The 18,079-nt window shown below is 59.9% G+C and carries 13 protein-coding genes; 6 read left to right on the top strand and 7 right to left on the bottom strand.

Going from position 1 to position 18,079, the window contains the following annotated elements; all coding sequences use genetic code 11:
• Positions 1 to 81: 81 nt before the first annotated feature.
• The 3 genes from LOY36_RS28510 to uvrD all read right to left on the bottom strand — a co-directional run bounded on the left by LOY36_RS28510 (position 82) and on the right by uvrD (position 3,843).
• Positions 82 to 951: a Tim44 domain-containing protein gene (locus tag LOY36_RS28510; protein ID WP_258671704.1), complete on the bottom strand. Its 870-nt coding sequence runs from the start codon at positions 949 to 951 to the stop codon at positions 82 to 84.
• 179 nt (positions 952 to 1,130) lie between these two features.
• Entirely contained in the window at positions 1,131 to 1,571 is a 441-nt protein-coding gene (locus tag LOY36_RS28505; RefSeq protein ID WP_007934436.1) for an EamA family transporter, read from the bottom strand.
• A gap of 88 nt (positions 1,572 to 1,659) precedes the next feature.
• The gene (gene uvrD, locus LOY36_RS28500) at positions 1,660 to 3,843 is read right to left on the bottom strand and encodes a DNA helicase II (RefSeq protein ID WP_258671702.1); all 2,184 of its coding nucleotides are present in this window, start codon (positions 3,841 to 3,843) and stop codon (positions 1,660 to 1,662) included.
• 259 nt (positions 3,844 to 4,102) lie between these two features.
• On the opposite strand from uvrD, the gene LOY36_RS28495 reads away from it, so the two are divergent.
• The 3 genes from LOY36_RS28495 to LOY36_RS28485 all read left to right on the top strand — a co-directional run bounded on the left by LOY36_RS28495 (position 4,103) and on the right by LOY36_RS28485 (position 8,406).
• Positions 4,103 to 6,976 carry an EAL domain-containing protein gene (locus LOY36_RS28495; protein WP_258671699.1) on the top strand — a complete coding sequence of 958 codons (2,874 nt, stop codon included), beginning with the start codon at positions 4,103 to 4,105 and terminating at the stop codon, positions 6,974 to 6,976.
• A 135-nt stretch (positions 6,977 to 7,111) separates the two neighbouring features.
• Positions 7,112 to 7,978, top strand: coding sequence for a transcriptional regulator HexR (gene hexR, locus LOY36_RS28490; RefSeq protein ID WP_003187110.1), 867 nt, complete (start codon positions 7,112 to 7,114; stop codon positions 7,976 to 7,978).
• A 215-nt stretch (positions 7,979 to 8,193) separates the two neighbouring features.
• Positions 8,194 to 8,406 carry a PA3496 family putative envelope integrity protein gene (locus LOY36_RS28485; protein ID WP_026346042.1) on the top strand — a complete coding sequence of 71 codons (213 nt, stop codon included), beginning with the start codon at positions 8,194 to 8,196 and terminating at the stop codon, positions 8,404 to 8,406.
• Here the strand turns inward: LOY36_RS28485 and LOY36_RS28480 are convergent.
• Positions 8,348 to 9,310, bottom strand: coding sequence for a LysR family transcriptional regulator (locus tag LOY36_RS28480; RefSeq protein ID WP_019651289.1), 963 nt, complete (start codon positions 9,308 to 9,310; stop codon positions 8,348 to 8,350). The genes LOY36_RS28485 and LOY36_RS28480 overlap by 59 nt on opposite strands.
• A 190-nt stretch (positions 9,311 to 9,500) precedes the next feature.
• On the opposite strand from LOY36_RS28480, the gene LOY36_RS28475 reads away from it, so the two are divergent.
• Both LOY36_RS28475 and oadA read left to right on the top strand, forming a co-directional pair.
• Positions 9,501 to 10,916 (top strand): acetyl-CoA carboxylase biotin carboxylase subunit, encoded by a 1,416-nt coding sequence (locus LOY36_RS28475; protein ID WP_007896523.1) that lies wholly within the window; start codon positions 9,501 to 9,503, stop codon positions 10,914 to 10,916.
• A gap of 11 nt (positions 10,917 to 10,927) precedes the next feature.
• Positions 10,928 to 12,736: a sodium-extruding oxaloacetate decarboxylase subunit alpha gene (gene oadA, locus LOY36_RS28470; protein WP_019651290.1), complete on the top strand. Its 1,809-nt coding sequence runs from the start codon at positions 10,928 to 10,930 to the stop codon at positions 12,734 to 12,736.
• A 129-nt stretch (positions 12,737 to 12,865) separates the two neighbouring features.
• On the opposite strand, the gene LOY36_RS28465 is transcribed toward oadA, so the two are convergent.
• The 3 genes from LOY36_RS28465 to LOY36_RS28455 form a co-directional block, all read right to left on the bottom strand.
• On the bottom strand, positions 12,866 to 15,019 hold the full coding sequence (locus LOY36_RS28465) for an autotransporter outer membrane beta-barrel domain-containing protein (protein WP_258671697.1): 2,154 nt from the start codon (positions 15,017 to 15,019) through the stop codon (positions 12,866 to 12,868).
• A gap of 298 nt (positions 15,020 to 15,317) precedes the next feature.
• The gene (locus LOY36_RS28460) at positions 15,318 to 16,154 is read right to left on the bottom strand and encodes an amino acid ABC transporter permease (protein ID WP_019651292.1); all 837 of its coding nucleotides are present in this window, start codon (positions 16,152 to 16,154) and stop codon (positions 15,318 to 15,320) included.
• Positions 16,151 to 16,972: an ABC transporter substrate-binding protein gene (locus LOY36_RS28455; protein ID WP_019651293.1), complete on the bottom strand. Its 822-nt coding sequence runs from the start codon at positions 16,970 to 16,972 to the stop codon at positions 16,151 to 16,153. The genes LOY36_RS28460 and LOY36_RS28455 overlap by 4 nt, the downstream gene beginning before the upstream one ends.
• A gap of 111 nt (positions 16,973 to 17,083) precedes the next feature.
• Between LOY36_RS28455 and LOY36_RS28450 the strand changes: the two genes are divergently transcribed.
• Positions 17,084 to 17,983, top strand: coding sequence for a homocysteine S-methyltransferase family protein (locus LOY36_RS28450; RefSeq protein ID WP_258671696.1), 900 nt, complete (start codon positions 17,084 to 17,086; stop codon positions 17,981 to 17,983).
• Positions 17,984 to 18,079: the final 96 nt, after the last annotated feature.

The raw sequence follows: 18,079 nt of genomic DNA, 5'->3' as shown, positions 1-18,079 counted from the left end.
GCTCGCTATAGATGCAACCGTGAAATAGAAAACCCCGGCAGAGCCGGGGTTTTCATTACAGCATGCGAAAGCGCGAAGTTATCAGCCGTTCTGGCGGATACCCGCTACCAGCCAAGGCTGATTTTCGCCCTGTGGACGTTCCATGTTCCAGCTTTCGCTGAACACTTCGCCCTGGTCGAAACGCGAGTTTTTCGACACGCCGCTGAAGGTCAGGGTGGCGATAGTCTTGTCCGCACGGTCATCAACGCCGTCCAGTTGTACCTGGAGATTGTCGATGTAGGTCGACTGGAAGCCGTCGCCCAGGTCGGCACGTTCGCGCTTGAGGAACTCCAGCAGTTGCGGGGTCACGAACTCGGCGATCTTGTCCATTTCGTTGGCGTCCCAATGCTGTTGCAGGGACTGGAAATGGTTGCGCGCGGCTTCAACGAAGCGCTGTTCGTTGAACCAGGCCGGAGCATTGATCACCGGACGGGCAACAGGTGCAGCCGAACCGCCGAAGATCGAACCCATGGCTGGCTTCTGCTCGAACACTTCACGTTGCATCGGCGCGCCGGCCGGAGCCAGATGCTCCTGCTGCTTGCGACGACGAGCGGCGATGAAGCGGAAGATCAGGAAGGCGATGACCGCCATGATCAGGATGTCGAAGAACTGCATGCCCTGGAAGCCGCCGCCCATGAACATGGAAGCCAGCAGGCCACCGGCCGCGATACCGGCCAGTGGGCCGAGCCAGCGCGAAGCACCGCCGGCCTTGGCGGCAGCGCCAGCGGCACCGGCCGCGCCGGCAGTGGCGGCTGCACCGCCCACGCCAGGAGAAGAAGGAGCCATTTGGCTGGTCTGGTGAGTCGGCGCCGCACCGGCGCTTTTGCCGCCACCAAAGCGCTTGGCGTTGGCGTCCAGGCTCATCGTCAGGCCGATGCACAACGCCATGGCGATGCTAAGAAAACGTTTCATAAAGGGAATTCCCATTTGTGGATGGCACGCGCGCCATGTTGCACAGCTGAAGTGTCACTGGCTAGCGGCAGAGTGTTTCGGGCTTTTGCCTGACAGGTTGTGTTCAGCTTCAGTCAGCGCAATAAGGCCTGTTAGCGTTAGTCTGTAGGACGAGTGGACAGCTTCTGTAGGAAGGATGCCTAGCGCCGCAGCGCCAGCATGACCACACCGGCCGTAATCAGGCCGATTCCGCCCCATTGGCGCAGGTCGAGTTTTTCGCCCAGCAGGATTACGCCGAGCACCGCCACCAGCACCACGCTGAGTTTGTCCACCGGAGCGACCAGCGAGGCCGGCCCCAGTTTCAGCGCGCGGAAGTAGCAGATCCACGAGGCACCAGTGGCCAGTCCCGACAGCAGCAGGAACAGGTAGCTCCTGGCCGAGATCGATCCTAATGACTGATATTGGCCCGTAGCGTACAAAATCAAGGCCAGGCTGACCAAAACCACCACCGTGCGCAGCAGCGTGGCGAAGTCCGAGTTAACGTTTTCGATGCCGATTTTGGCGAAGATCGCGGTCATGGCGGCAAACGCCGCCGACATCAGGGCCCAGAATGTCCAGGAAGAAAAGAAACCCGAGCCCATGTATTCGCGCCTTTCATAAGATCAATCTGAAACACAGAACATTGCGGGAGCGAGCAGACTCGCCCCCACAGTAAATCACTGGCAGGTTTTAGATCGCTTCCAGCTTGGCGTAACCGAGCATCAGCCACTTGCTGCCTTCGCTGAAGTTCACCTGCACCCGCGCCTGAGCACCGGCGCCTTCGAAATTCAGGATCACACCGTCGCCGAACACCGAATGCCGCACAGTCTGGCCGAGGCTGAACCCGGTGTCCGGGATCTCGCTGCCGCCGAACAGGCTGGTGGAACTCTGCTGCTGGCCTCCGCCGAACGGACGGCTGACACTGTTGGACAGTCGCACTTCCTGGATCAGGCCTTTCGGCACTTCACGTACGAAACGCGACACCTTGTTGTAGGTCTCGCTGCCGTACAAACGTCGGGTTTCAGCATACGTCAGCACCAGGTTCTGCATCGCCCGGGTGATACCGACATAGGCCAGACGACGCTCTTCTTCAAGGCGCCCGGGTTCTTCCAGGCTCATTTTGTGCGGAAACAGGCCTTCTTCCATGCCCACCAGGAACACGTAAGGGAATTCCAGGCCCTTGGCGCTGTGCAGGGTCATCAACTGAATGCTGTCTTCGTGCTCGTCGGCCTGGGTGTCCCCGGCCTCCAGCGAGGCGTGGCCGAGGAACGCCGCCAGTGGTGACTGCTCTTCGTCCTCTTCCGGGTTTTCGAAGTTGCGCGCGGCGCTGACCAGTTCCTCAAGGTTTTCTACCCGGGCCTGGCCTTTCTCGCCTTTTTCCGCCTGGTGGTAGGCGATCAGCCCCGACTGCTCGATGACGGTCTGGGTCATCAGGTGCAGCGGCATTTCCATGCACTTGGCGGCGAGGTTCTCTATCAGCTCCATAAACGCCCCAAGTGCACCGGCAGCGCGCCCGGTCAGGCCCTTGTTGGCCACCAGCTGACGCATGGCTTCCCACATCGACACGTCGCTGTGGCGCGCATGATCGCGAATCGCTTCGACGGTTTTTTCGCCGATGCCACGGGCCGGAACGTTGATCACCCGCTCCAGGGCCGCATCGTTGCCACGGCCTTCCAACAAACGCAGATACGCCATGGCGTTCTTGATTTCTGCCCGTTCGAAGAAGCGCTGACCACCATAAATGCGGTACGGGATGCGCTCGCGCAGCAAGGCTTCTTCCAAAACGCGCGATTGGGCGTTAGAGCGGTACAGAATCGCGATATCACTGCGAGCCAAGCCGGTTTTCAGCGCGCTTTCAATGGTTTCAACCACGTAGCGTGCTTCGTCGTGTTCGTTGAACGCGGCATACAGATTGATCGCTTCGCCTTCGCCACCATCGGTCCACAGCTCTTTGCCCATGCGCCCGGTATTGTTGGCGATCAGGGCGTTGGCGGCCTTGAGGATCCCGGCGGTGGAGCGGTAGTTCTGCTCCAGACGAATGATTTCGGCATCCGGGAAGTCGTCGGAATACTGATAGATGTTCTCGATTTTCGCGCCGCGCCAGCCATAGATCGACTGGTCGTCGTCGCCGACCACCATCAGGCTGTCGCCACCCTTGGCCAGCAGACGCAGCCAGGCGTACTGCACGGCGTTGGTGTCCTGGAACTCGTCCACCAGAATGTGCCGGAAGCGCTTCTGGTAATGGGCGAGCAGGCCCGGGTGGTCGCGCCACAGATCGAGGGCGCGCAGCAGCAGTTCGGAGAAGTCGATGACGCCGGCGCGCAGGCACGCAGCCTCGTAGGCTTCATAAATGCTGCGCATGGTCGCCAGGAACAGATCGCCGCTGGCTTGAATATGTTGTGGACGCAGACCTTCGTCTTTCTGCCCGTTGATGAACCACTGGGCCTGCCGGGCCGGCCAGCGTTGCTCGTCCAGGCCCAACTCGCGGATCACCCGCTTGACCAGCCGTTGCTGGTCGTCGCTGTCGAGAATCTGGAAGGTCTGGCTCAGGCCTGCCTCTTGCCAGTGCGCCCGCAATAAGCGGTGCGCCAGGCCGTGGAAGGTGCCGACCCACATGCCGGCCGGGTTGATACCCATCAGCTGCTCGATGCGATGACGCATCTCGGCAGCGGCCTTGTTGGTGAAGGTCACCGACAGAATGGAGTGGGGCGAGGCGTTTTCGACCTGGATCAACCAGGCGATACGGTGCACCAGCACTCGGGTTTTGCCGGAGCCAGCACCGGCCAGGACCAACTGACGACCCACGGAGGCAGCTACGGCCTGGCGTTGGGCATCGTTGAGGGAGTTCAGCAGAAGGGAGAGATCATCGCGCATCGGGGCATTCTAGGGTGCGACGTCACACCGGGCAAACCGAGCTTTGCATTGGCCGATGAAAGAAGCACCGATGACGACCGGTCGGTCACTGGCTGCGAGCAGGGGCGGGGCTCGCCTGGCGGCTTTTACGCCGGATGCGGGCGACTAAAACTTTTGTCTATTTTATGACCTGAGGCAGTTTGGTCCGGGCATTTGCTTGTGTATGCTCCGTCCACAATTCGGGCTCGCATGCTCAACTATAAGAACAAGAACATCGCCTATGACCCTCAGCTCCGACCTGTCGGGCCCCTCCGTGGAGCCTCGGGCTATCCGCAAACAGTACGCCATGGAGATGGCGGTCGAACGCACGCGTCTGCTGTACCAGGGCTCGTTATTGCCGACGCTGTTCATGCTGATCAACGGTCTGGTGTGCGCCGGGTTGCTCTGGAGCCCGCAGCGTTACTTCGTGGTCAGCGTCTGGCTGATCTGGTTGTTGTCGCTGGTGGCGTTGCGAGTGATTCAGGTCGCGGCCTTCGATTCGGCGATTCCCAACCGTCAGGCCCATCCGATCTGGCGTCGCATGTTTCTGCTCGGTTCGGCGATGACCGGTTTGACCCTGGCCGGTGCCGGCATTGCACTGGTGCCCGCTGACAATTTCATCCAGCAAGCCTGGGTGTTCGGCCTGATCGGCGCCGCGGCCCTCTCGGCCAGCGTCGCTTATGCGGTCAGCCTGCCAGCATTTCTATCCTTTACCTTGCCCTGTCTGTTGCCGGCCATCGGCTATCTGTTCTGGGGTGGCGATGAACAGGAGCAGGGCTGGGGCTGGTTCGGGCTGATTCTGCTGGGCTCGTTGAGCGTGGTCGCTTGGCAGGTCAATCGACTGATCGATCAGGGGTTGCTACGGCGCTTTCAAAATCAGGCGCTGATCGAGCACTTGCAGCAGGCGCAAAGTCGCAGCGAGCAACTCAATCACGAACTGGCCAAGGAAATCGACCAGCGTCGTCGCGCCGAAGACGAGTTGCGCGAAACCCAGGTCGACCTTGAAAACCGGGTCGCCCAACGCAGTCTGGAGCTGGATGCGGCCAACCAGGCCTTGAGCAAGAGCGAAGCGCGGCTGGCGCTGGCGTTGAAGGCGAGCGAACTCGGTTTGTGGGACTGGAACCTGCAGACCGACGAAGTCCATCACACCCAGCTCCAGGAGTTGTTCGGGCTGGAGCCGGAATACGTGACGGCGATGCTCCGCCACCTCAAGCCGAGGCTGCACCCCGACGACTTGCCAGCGCTGAGGCGGGCGCTGGTCGAGCATTTGAAGGGCCGCACCGAGGATTATCAGATCGAGTACCGGGTGCGACATGGCGATGGCCATTGGGTCTGGATCGAGGACCGTGGTCGAGCGGTCGAGCGTAGCGAAAACGGCCGGGTGATCCGCATGGTCGGCACCCGCCGCGATATCAGCGCCAGCAAGCACCTGGAAGAACAGCGCCAACTGGCAGCGACGGTGTTCGAGGCGGCCAGCGAAGGCATTGTGATTTTCGACCCGAATTACGCGCTGATCGCCGTCAATCAAGCCTTCAGTCGGGTAACTGGCTATGAAATCGGCGACATGCTTGGGCGCAACGTGGTCGATTTACCCTGCAGCCGCGATGCCCGTCGGCATTACGCGGCGATTCGTCAGGCGCTGGAGCAGCACGGTAGTTGGCAGGGCGAATTGGTCGAGACCCGCAAGAATGGCGAGTTGTATCCGCAGTGGCTGCAACTGAATGCCGTGCGCGATATGCGGGGAAATGTCAGTCATATCGTCGGCTTCTTCGCCGATCTCTCTGCTCGGCGTGAATCCGAAGAGCGTATGCGCTACCTCGCCCATTACGACGAGCTCACGGGGCTGGCCAACCGTTCGTTGTTCCGTGAACGACTGAGCGAGGCTCATCAGCGGGTGCGCCAGGGCGGTCGGCGCAGCCTGGCGTTGCTGCACATCAATCTGGATCGCTTCAAGCTGCTCAACGACAGCCTCGGCCACGAAATCGCCGATCAGCTGTTACAGAAAATGGCCCGGCGGTTGGTCAATGCGTTGCCGGAAGCGGACACCATCGCCCGGTTGTCCGGCGATGAATTTGCGGTGCTGTTCGACGCCTACGGCAACCTGTCGAGCCTGGCGCGAGTGGCGACCCGATTGTCGACCAAGCTGCGTTTGCCGATCACCGTCGAGGGGCATGAACTGGTGATGAGCGCGTCCATGGGCATCAGCCTGTTGCCGGACACCTCGCGGGAGATTTCCGCGCTGGTCAGCCAGTCGAACATGGCCATGCAGCATGCCAAACACTTGGGCGGCAACAACTTCCAGTTCTACACCGACAGCCTGCAGGCCAGCACGCTCGAGCGTTTGCAGCTTGAGAACCAATTGCGCAAAGCCATCGAAGAAAAGCAGTTGAAGGTGTTTTATCAACCGAAACTCTGCCTCGCCACCGGCCGGTTGAATGCCGCCGAAGCGCTGGTGCGCTGGAGTCACCCGACCCTTGGCCAGGTACCGCCGGGGGATTTCATCGGTCTGGCCGAGGAAACCGGCCTGATCAACGCTATCGGCGAGTTCGTATTGCGTCAGGCCTGCTGGCAAGCCTGCGAATGGCAGCGTCAGGGGCTTGAGCCGATTCGGGTGTCGGTCAATCTGTCGGTGCATCAACTGCGTCAGGGGAAACTCGTCAGCCTGGTGCGCCAGGTGCTGGAGGAAACCGGTCTGGCGCCGCACTACCTGGAACTGGAACTTACCGAGAGCCAGTTGCTGGACAGCGTCGAGCACATCATCGCGACCTTCCAGCAATTGCGCGATCTGGGGGTGAAGCTGGCGATCGACGATTTTGGTACAGGTTATTCGTCTCTGAGTTATCTGAAACGGATTCCGGTGGACTACGTGAAGATCGATCAGGCATTTATCCGCGGGCTGGGGGAGAGCAGTGAAGATGCAGCGATCACCCGGGCGATCATTGCCATGGCCCATGGTCTGTCGTTGAAAGTGGTGGCTGAAGGGGTCGAGCGACCGGAGCAGTTGGAGTTTCTGAAGGTCGAGCGTTGCGATGAAGTGCAGGGTTATTGGATCAGCCGTCCGGTTGAGGCCGCGGACCTGGCCGAGCTTTTACGCGCAGACGAAAAAACCTCGTAGGTGCTACATGGAGCATATGTCGCGTGAAACGGGGACATTGAGTTACGCATTGAGCAGGCAAAAAGCCGATTCATGTAGTATAACTACAAGCGTGCTACATCCCCGGCAACTGCCAATAACAAAGAGTCCAGCCCCTTGAATCTGCTGCAACACATCGCCCAGTCACGCCACCTGTTACGCAAGTCGGAGCTCAAGGTCGCCGACCACGTGCTGCTTGATCCTGCGGCGGTGATGCACAGTTCCATGGCCGACCTGGCCCACAGCGTGGGCATCAGCGAGCCGACCATCGTGCGTTTTTGCCGCGCCATCGGTTGCTCCGGGTTCCAGGATCTGAAGCTGAAACTGGCGCAGAGTCTGGCGGCCGGCGCGAGCTTCGGGCAATTCGCGATCCATGAAGACGATTCGGTTGCCGACTACAGTCTGAAAATCTTCGACACTACCCTGCACACCCTGATGGAAGTTCGCGAGAAACTTGACCCGGTAGCGTTGCAGAAAGCCGTGACCGCGATGTCCCAGGCCCAGCGTGTCGAGTTCTACGGCTTCGGCGCGTCCGGTGCGGTAGCGGCGGATGCCCAGCACAAATTCTTCCGTTTGCTGCTGACCGCGGCGGCGTATTCCGACCCGCATATGCAGGCGATGTCGGCAGTGACCTTGAAGCCGACCGATGTGGCGATCTGCATTTCCCAGTCCGGTCGTTCAAAAGACCTGTTGATCACCGCCAACCTGGTGCGCGAAAGCGGCGCCTCGCTGATCACTCTGTGCCCGAGCCAGACACCGTTGGCCGAGCTGTCGACCGTCAACCTGGCGATCGATGTGCACGAAGACACTGAAATCTACACGCCACTGACGTCGCGTATTGCGCATCTGGTAGTGATCGATGTGTTGGCGATGGGCGTGGCCATGGCTCGTGGGCCGAGCCTGGTCAATCACTTGAAAAGCGTCAAGCGCAGCCTTCGCAGCTTGCGATTGTCGCCAAAGTCAGTAAAAGCGCTGGACGATTGATTCTGGCTGGAATTGTGGCGAGGGAGCTTGCTCCCGCTCGGCTGCGCAGCAGTCGCAAAATCTTAGGGCTGCTTTGCGACCCAGCGGGAGCAAGCTCCCTCGCCACAGGTTCGCGGTCAGCCAGTGAGTTTCATCGTTCTGTAACCCTCCCGCCGCCAAACCGTCATCCCTCGCGCCTATCTTGAAACTCCCGTACTCGCCTTGGGAGACTCGAAATGGCCCAGCCCTACGAAGAACGCAACAGCGCCGTCAAAACCCGTCGTCAGCAAGAAGATCAGCGCCGCATGGAATTTCGCCGCGCCATCGAAGATCGTTGCGAACGCCGCCAGCTTCTGGCCGAAATCGGCGAATTTCCCGACGACCTCGAACTCAACTACTGGCAGGCAGCGCCGGTAACTTCCCGTCGAAACGCTCAACCAGCGCGCTGATTTGTGCCCGTTCGCTGCGAATAAACGCAAGGAATGCGTGAGCCACCGGCGATAGCCGTTTGGCCTTCGCCTGCACCAGGCACCAACTACGCAGCAGCGGCAGCTCTTCGACCGGCAGCTCAATCAGGCCACCGGTCGCCAACTCAAGGTTCAGGGCATGGCGCGTCAACAGCGCCAGGCCCAGACCCGCCAGCACGCATTCACGCTGAGCTTCCGCCGAGGCGACCTCCTGGGTCTGGGTGAAGTGCACGCGCTTCTCTTTGAAATACTCCTCACAGGCCAGTCGCGTGCCGGAACCGGGTTCGCGCAACAGCAGCGTGTAGGGTTCCAGATCCTGCAGGCGCAACGGACCCATGTGGCACAGCGGATGATCCGGCGGCGCCACGGCTACAATCGGGTTATTGAGGAACGGCAGGAATTCCAGCCCCATGTCCTGTGGGACCATCGACATGATCACCAGATCGTCACGGTTATCCGACAGGCGCCGGATAACCTGGCCGCGGTTGACCACCGTCAGGTGCAGGTTCACTTCCGGGTGCTGGCGTTTGAACGCGGCAAACAGGTGCGGCACGAAGTACTTGGCGCTGGACTCCACCGCCAGTTTCAACTGACCTTGCAATGAGCCTTGCATGTCCGACAGCTGCATATCGAGGTTTTCCAGGCGGCCGAAAATGTCCCGGCTGGCGCGCTGCAGCGCTTCGGCCGCCTCGGTCATGTAGAGCTTTTTGCCGACGTAATCGAACAAGGGCTGACCGATCAGCTCTTCGAGTTGACGAATCTGTAGGCTCACGGCAGGTTGTGTGAGAGACATTTCGTCGGCAGCGCGGCTGTAGGACCTTAAATCGCACACCTCATTGAAGATCTGCAATTGACGCAATGTCATACGCATCAATGACTTACGCATTTTCTATAAATCCTGAGCGAAGGCCGATGACTCAACTATAAGTCTTTGCTTATGCCTGACCCAATTATTATTCATTTTTGTTAATCCCTTGCGAGCGCTAGTGTGGAGCTGCGACTGAATTGAAACATTTGGTCACGCGTCGACCTGTCTAATCGGGTCGTGGGTGCCACCGGCTCAAGGGAACCTCCAAGTGATAAAAAAGATCCTGATTGCCAACCGTGGTGAGATTGCCGTACGAATCGTGCGCGCCTGCGCCGAGATGGGCATTCGCTCGGTCGCGATCTATTCCGACGCCGACCGTCATGCTTTGCATGTGAAGCGTGCGGACGAGGCCCACAGCATCGGTGCCGAGCCACTGGCCGGCTACCTGAACCCGCGCAAGCTGGTGAACCTGGCGGTGGAAACCGGTTGCGATGCGTTGCACCCCGGCTACGGCTTTCTTTCGGAAAATGCCGAGCTGGCGGACATCTGCGCCGAACGCGGAATCAAATTCATCGGCCCGTCGGCGGAAGTCATTCGCCGCATGGGCGACAAGACCGAAGCGCGCCGCAGCATGATCAAGGCCGGCGTGCCGGTTACACCGGGCACCGAAGGCAACGTGTCGGGCATCGAAGAGGCCCTGACCGAAGGCGATCGCATCGGTTACCCGGTGATGCTCAAGGCTACCTCCGGTGGTGGCGGCCGCGGCATTCGTCGTTGCAACAGTCGCGAAGAACTCGAACAAGCCTTTCCGCGAGTGATTTCCGAAGCCACCAAGGCTTTCGGTTCGGCGGAAGTGTTCCTGGAAAAATGCATCGTAAACCCGAAACACATCGAAGCGCAGATCCTCGGCGACAGCTTCGGCAACGTGGTGCACCTGTTCGAGCGTGACTGCTCGATCCAGCGTCGCAACCAGAAGCTGATCGAGATCGCTCCGAGCCCGCAACTGACCCCGGAACAGCGCGCCTACATTGGCGACCTGTCGGTGCGTGCAGCCAAGGCCGTGGGTTACGAAAACGCCGGTACCGTGGAGTTCCTGCTCGCCGAGGGCGAGGTGTACTTCATGGAGATGAACACCCGGGTGCAGGTGGAACACACCATCACCGAAGAAATCACCGGCATCGACATCGTTCGCGAGCAGATTCGCATCGCCTCCGGTTTGCCGCTCTCGGTGAAACAGGAAGACATCCAGCACCGCGGTTTCGCGCTGCAGTTCCGGATCAACGCCGAAGACCCGAAAAACAACTTCCTCCCGAGCTTCGGCAAGATCACCCGTTACTACGCGCCCGGCGGTCCCGGCGTGCGCACCGACACAGCGATCTATACCGGCTACACCATTCCGCCGTTCTACGATTCGATGTGCCTGAAACTGGTGGTCTGGGCGCTGACCTGGGAAGAGGCGATGGACCGTGGCTTGCGAGCCCTCGACGACATGCGTCTGCAAGGGGTCAAGACCACCGCCGCGTACTACCAGGAAATCCTGCGTAACCCGGAATTCCGTAGCGGCCAGTTCAACACCAGCTTCGTTGAAAGCCACCCTGAACTGACCAACTACTCGATCAAGCGCAAACCCGAAGAGCTGGCCCTGGCCATCGCCGCCGCCATCGCCGCCCACGCAGGCCTGTGAGGAATATGACAATGTCCAAGAAGATCCATGTAACTGACACAATCCTGCGCGACGCCCATCAATCGCTGCTCGCCACCCGCATGCGCACCGAAGACATGCTGCCGATCTGCGACAAGCTCGACAAAGTCGGCTACTGGTCGCTGGAAGTCTGGGGCGGCGCGACCTTCGACGCCTGCGTACGCTTCCTGAAAGAAGACCCGTGGGAGCGTCTGCGCCAACTGCGCGCCGCGTTGCCTAACACGCGCCTGCAAATGCTCCTGCGTGGCCAGAACCTGCTGGGCTATCGCCATTACAGCGACGACGTGGTCAAAGCCTTCGTCGCCAAGGCCGCGGTCAACGGCATCGACGTGTTCCGCATCTTCGACGCGATGAACGATGTGCGTAACCTGCGAGTCGCCATCGAAGCGGTGAAGGCTGCTGGCAAACACGCCCAGGGCACCATCGCCTACACCACCAGCCCGGTGCACACCATCGAGGCTTTCGTGGCGCAAGCCAAGCAAATGGAAGCCATGGGCTGCGACTCGGTGGCGATCAAGGACATGGCCGGTCTGCTGACCCCGTACGCCACGGGTGAACTGGTCAAGGCTCTGAAGGCCGAGCAATCGCTGCCGGTGTTCATCCACTCCCACGACACCGCTGGCCTGGCTGCAATGTGCCAACTCAAGGCTATCGAAAACGGCGCCGACCATATCGACACCGCGATCTCCAGCTTCGCCTGGGGCACCAGCCACCCGGGCACCGAATCGATGGTCGCCGCCCTTAAAGGCAGCGAGTTCGACACCGGCCTGAACCTGGAATTGCTGCAAGAGATCGGCCTGTACTTCTACGCCGTGCGCAAGAAGTACCACCAGTTCGAAAGCGCGTTCACTGCCGTCGACACTCGCGTGCAGGTCAACCAGGTACCGGGCGGGATGATTTCCAACCTGGCCAACCAGTTGAAAGAGCAGGGCGCCCTGAACCGCATGAGCGAAGTGCTGGCGGAAATCCCGCGCGTTCGCGAAGACCTCGGCTTCCCGCCGCTGGTGACCCCGACCTCGCAAATCGTCGGCACCCAGGCGTTCTTCAACGTGCTGGCCGGCGAGCGCTACAAGACCATCACCAACGAAGTGAAGCTTTACCTGCAAGGCGGCTACGGCAAGGCGCCGGGCACTGTGAACGAGAAGCTGCGGCGTCAAGCCATCGGCAGCGAAGAGGTGATCGACGTGCGTCCGGCCGATCTGCTCAAGCCGGAGATGACCAAGCTGCGTGCCGAAATCGGCGCCGTGGCCAAGTCTGAAGAAGACGTGCTGACCTACGCCATGTTCCCGGACATCGGCCGCAAGTTCCTCGAAGAACGCGCAGCCGGCACCCTGACGCCAGAAGTGCTGCTGCCGATTCCGGAAGCGGGCGGTGTGGCTTCGGCCGGTGGTGAAGGCGTGCCGACCGAGTTCGTCATCGACGTTCACGGCGAAACCTACCGCGTCGACATCACTGGTGTGGGCGTCAAGGCTGAAGGCAAGCGCCACTTCTACCTGTCCATCGACGGCATGCCGGAAGAAGTGGTGTTCGAACCGCTCAACGAATTCGTCAGCGGCGGCAGCAGCAAGCGCAAGCAAGCCACTGCACCGGGCCACGTCAGCACCACCATGCCGGGCAACATCGTCGATGTGCTGGTCAAGGAAGGCGACACCGTGAAAGCCGGCCAGGCCGTGCTGATCACCGAGGCGATGAAGATGGAAACCGAAGTCCAGTCGGCCATCACCGGTAAAGTCACCGCCATCCACGTGGCCAAGGGCGACCGGGTGAACCCGGGCGAGATCCTGATCGAGATCGAAGGCTGAGTTAACAGCCTCGATATACCGCTTTAAACCTCGGGGGGGCATGTGCTCCCCTTTTTTTTCGTCCGGAGTTTGGGCCTTCGCTCCCACCAGGAGGAACTGTGCTGAATCAGTGAGGGCGAGGTGATTTCGTCAGAACGCCATCCGCCACTGCCCCGTCACGCCATGGTTGCGGCTATCACTGGCGATCTCGCCAGTGAGGCCAACACCCAATGTATGGTTTGCCGAAACCCCAAGATCCAGTCCCGCATCGACCAGCAGGCTGTTGCGATCCAGCGCAGCGCCTTTGACGGTGTAAGTCCTGCCGCCGGTTACCAGTCGTTGATGAGTCCTGCTGTCGACATCACCATAGGTGTGTTTCCAGCCGGCGCCGAATCGTGGCGTCAGTTGCATGCCGTTATCCAGTGTATTGAGCTGTGCGAGGCGCAGACCGAATGTGCTGCTGAAATTGCCCTGCGTTTGCCCATGGACCTGTAATGCCGCCGCTCCACCTTTCTCGGTATAGCTGTCACGCTGGTAGCGCTGATAGCCGAGATTGGCAAAGGGCTCGGCGTGGAAACTACCGCTGCCGAGGTTGTAACCCAGCTCCGCAAAGGCTTGCTGAGTGTGGGCGTCGTAGCGGCCTTTCAGGCGATCGCTGAAACTGTTGAACGCCACTCGCCGTTTGGTGCTGCCATCGTGGTTGCCGTAACTTGCGCCCAGACGTAACGCCAACGGGCCGCTTTGGCGCAGGGCATAGGCGCCCAAGTGCCAACTGTCCAGATCTCCGTCCAGATGATTTCCGTCCAGGCGTGTCTGCGATTTTGCGCCGATGATGCCCACACGCCATTGCTCATCGAGCGCCCAATCCGCACCCAGCACCAGACCTTCCGTGGAATGTTGCAGCGCGCTGCTGGCATGGCCGCGATCGAGTGTGCCGCCGTTGCCCAGTGCTTGTAGCCAGACCCTGCCAGTGGCTTCGCTGTCCGCCGCCAAACTCGGCGTTCTGTGCTGCCCGTTGAAGTCGGTATTGTCCGTCTGACGCATGGTCGAGAGTAGGCTGCTGTTCACCGAATTGGCGCTACTCAAGGTTGCATTGGCCAGGTTGGCATTACTGCCTCCGGCCAATTGTTCGATCGCCAGGATGGCGGTGGCTTTGTTGGAGCCGAGCAGGGCGGAGATGGCGGCGTTGGTTGTGGTGGATGACTTCGCAGCGACGACCGTCGGATGGGGAGTGGGCGATGACGCTACTTCGAAGGCCTCATTTTTTGTGGCAAGAGGTGGAGTCAGTGAGCTGATGGATGGTTCGGAGGTGGCGGTTGGAGTCACGGCGGCGATCGTGTTGTTCGTCGTGTCAGATGGCATCTGAGCAGAGGGGGACTCTATTGGTTCTTCGATGCTGTTAGCCAACTCGCGTCCATTGTCGCTGCTCGCGAGGCTTTCGATAGTCACCTCATTCCGCGCATAAGTCAGGCCAACAGATTTTTCGTTGTACTGAATGGCAGGGGTCATGAAAGCCAGGTTGTTGAGAACCTTGCCGAACTCACCTTCGACGTTGCTGGCGTTCATAACGGTGTACTGGTTGCTCAACGCATAGTCGCCCGGCACGGCGACAATGTTCAGCGTGGCGTTGCCAAGGTTGGCGGTGCCATCAACCTGAATGGTTTCGCTGCGGCCATCGGCATTTACCTCATAGGCCAGTTCGCCAGTGTCGTGCAGCTCAAGGTTACCGCTTACCCGCGGTGCACCGTGCATCGCATTGACCTCAAGCCGACCTGCTACCAACAAGTGGCCAACTTGCCCATTGCCGCGAAAGGTCGCTTTTTTATCAACCGAAACTTGGCCGACAATGTGCCCGCGATTAGTTAGCGCAGCTTTTTCCTTCACTATGGCGCCTTCGGAGAAGTCACCTGTCCCTGTCAGCGTCCACTCACCTCGATTGACGTGCAGGTAGTTAAAATTCCGGCTTTCCCCTAGTTCGCCACCGCTCACGATATCGAGTTGCAGAGCGTTGGTGCCGCCGCCTCCATCAACGATCCCGTCGAAACGGCCGCGTCGGCTGACGGTTATCAGATCGTTGGCATCGCTCAGTTTCAATGCGATGCCATCAGCACCTATTTCTGTTTTGGTTACCGGCGTTTTAACCGTGTCTGAACCGTTGATGAATGCCTCGAACAGTGTCATTTGATTAGCGAATGACGGCAGGATGGCGGTTGGCTGTTGAGCATGTGCGGAACCTGCATGGGCAAGAGTGAGGGAAATCGTCAGAGCCATGCATTGCGGTCGAAAAGTGTGTCTGCTGGACATCGGGTTCAGCCTCTTTTGAAGGGAGGCCAAACTCTAAAAGTCGATCCGGTTTCAGGATGCCGGGCGTTTCCCGGCGCATCGAAAGGCGTAGAGACGTCGGTTGTAGCCGAAACAATGGTGGTCTTCGACGACGTCCGTTTTCACTCGACCATCTGATGTTTTTCCTTACAGCAATCCCGGAAGCTTCTATTGGCGAAAACTTAGAAACTCATCTACCAATGCCCGATCAATCCATGATTACGGCTGTTGTTGCCGATCTCGCCGCTGGCACGCTTGAAATTGGCGAGGCTGTTCGTTGCTAACTACGACTTAAATACGCCTTCCCATAATGCCGTTCCATCCGCGCCTGAATCAGCTCCAGTCCAATCGACATCAGCCAATAAATAATCGCCGCCGTCGTCAGCATTTCGATATAGCGATAGCTCGAGCGCCCGTACGATTGCGCCAGGAACATCACTTCCCAAACCCCCATCACCGAGATCAGTGATGAGTCCTTGAGCATGGAGATGAACTGGTTGGTGGTGGGCGGGATGATGGCGCGCATGGCCTGGGGCAGGGTGACGCGCCAGAAGATCACGGTTTCGCGCATGCCCAGGGCCAGCGATGCTTCGCGTTGGCCATGGGGGACGCCAAGGATGCCGGCGCGGAAGATTTCGCTCAGGTAGGCGCCGTAGTTCAGCGACAGGGCGATGATGCCGGCGGCAATCGCGCCGGGCACGACGCCCAATTGCGGCAAGCCGAGGTAGATCAGCAATATCTGGATGAGCAGCGGCGTGCCGCGAAAGAACGAGGCATAGAAACTTGCGATGCCGAACGCCACGGCGCTTTTCGACAGTCGAGCCAGGGCCGTGATGAAGCCCAGCAGCGACGAAGCCACAATCGAGCACAGGCACAAGAACAGCGTCAGCGCCGCGCCTTGCAGAAAGCCGTTGGGCGCCAGGTGCAGGCCGATCAGGTTCGGCAGTTTGTCGAGGATGATCGAGAACTTCAGGTCGAAGCTCAGGAAGAAACTGGCGAACAAGCCGAACATCGCCGCCCAGGTCAGGTACAGCCGGGTACGGAAGCCGAAGACCCGTCGCAGTAATGACTCAACCACCGGTTGCGGTGGCTGAGGAGGTTTGGGGAAAGAAGTCATTTGCTGATGTCGGCGCCGATCCATTTTTGCGACAGCTTGCTCAAGGTGCCGTCCTGTTTCAACTGAGCGAACACTTCACGCACTTTGGCGTCCCACTGGGCGTCGCCTTTTTCGATGGCCACCGAGTTCGGCTCCGAGTACAGCGGCTGGCCAGCGAGCTTGAAGCGCTTGTCTTCGTTCAGGCGCGGTTGCGCGGTGACGAGGTTGGTGAGGATCGCGTCCAGACGCACGCCAGCGCCCAGGCCCAGATCCTGGAACGCGACGTTGTCGGTGTCATACGGGGCGATCTGCACGTTCTCGAACGGGTACTGCAATTGAGTGTCTTCGGCGCCTTCGATCACCAGGTTTTTGTTCAGGTAGCTTTCATAGCTGGAGGCGCTGGTGAGACCGACTTTCTTGCCGCTCAGGTCCTTGGCGCTGTGAATGCTATCGTCCTTGGCATTGACCACGATCACGGCGGGGGAGGCGTAGTACTCGACCGGGAAGTCGAAGACTTCGGCGCGGGCCTTGCTCGGGGTCATGGAGCAGATGCAGATGTCGTAACGCCCGCTCCAGCGGCCGGCGGCGATCACATCCCAGGACGGGGTTTCGAGGCGCAGCTTGACGCCCAGTTTGTTCGCCACGGCCTTGGCCACGTCGACGTCGAAACCGTCGAGCTGGTTTTGATCGTTGAGGAACGAGAAGGGTGGATAGCTTTCCATCAACACGCCGACCAGTTCTTTCTTTTGTTCGATGCGATCCAGAGTGGCGCCCGCAAAGGCTTGGGTGGAGGCAGCCAGAATCGTCAGGCCCAGGGCCAGCAGCGGTTGAAGTTTCACAGTTGGATCCCTGAAAAAAGAGGTTGTTATTAACCGGGTGGTGCGTATTAAATAGTTATAAGAACGACTCTGGTAGTGAGTTATTTTCATAAGCTTATGAGTGAAAAGCATATGGGTGCAGGCAGCACGGTAATTCTGGATGGTGGCATGGGTCGTGAACTGCAACGCCGAGGGGCGCCGTTCAGGCAACCCGAGTGGTCGGCGCTGGCCTTGAGCGAGGCGCCACAAGCCGTGGAGGCAGTGCACGCGGCTTATATCGAAAGCGGTGCCAACGTGATCACCAGCAACAGTTACGCGGTGGTGCCGTTCCACATTGGCGAGGAGCGCTTCGCCGCTGAAGGCCAGGCCCTTGCGGCGTTGGCCGGTGAGCTGGCTCGGCGTGCAGTCGATGCGTCGGGCCAAGCGGTGCGTGTGGCCGGCTCATTGCCGCCGTTGTTTGGCTCCTACCGCCCGGACTTGTTCGATGCTGCTCGAGTGACTGAACTGTTGAGCCCTCTGGTCAATGGCCTGGCGCCTCATGTTGATCTGTGGCTGGCCGAAACCCAGAGTTCGATCGTCGAAGCACGGGCGATCCATGCCGGGCTGCCGAAGGACGGCAAACCGTTGTGGCTGTCGTTTACCTTGAAGGATGAAGACACCGACGAAGTGCCGCGTTTGCGCTCTGGTGAACCGGTGGCTGAGGCCGCTGTGGTGGCGGCTGAGTTGGGTGTCGAGACTTTGCTGTTCAACTGCAGCCAGCCGGAAGTGATCGGGGCGGCGATTGATGCGGCGCGGGAAACCTTCGAGCGCCTGGGGGTGAAGATTCACATCGGCGCGTACGCCAACGCCTTCCCGCCACAGCCGAAAGAGGCCACGGCCAACGACGGTCTGGACCCGCTGCGCGACGATCTCGACCCGCCGGGTTACCTGGTTTGGGCGGCTGACTGGCGGAAGAGGGGGGCCAGCCATTTGGGCGGATGCTGCGGGATCGGGCCGGAGCATATTGCGGTGTTGGCGCAAAAGCTGGTGTAGACGTTGGTGTAAAAAAGAAAGATCAAAAGATCGCAGCCTTCGGCAGCTCCTACGCGCCTGTGGGCGCTGCCGAAGGCTGCGATCTTTTGTCGTTAA

This window comes from Pseudomonas sp. B21-019 (genome assembly GCF_024749225.1).
Taxonomy (GTDB): Bacteria; Pseudomonadota; Gammaproteobacteria; order Pseudomonadales; family Pseudomonadaceae; genus Aquipseudomonas.
The sequence above is the reverse complement of the archived record's forward strand: the minus strand, read 5'-3'. Positions and strand labels throughout refer to the sequence as shown.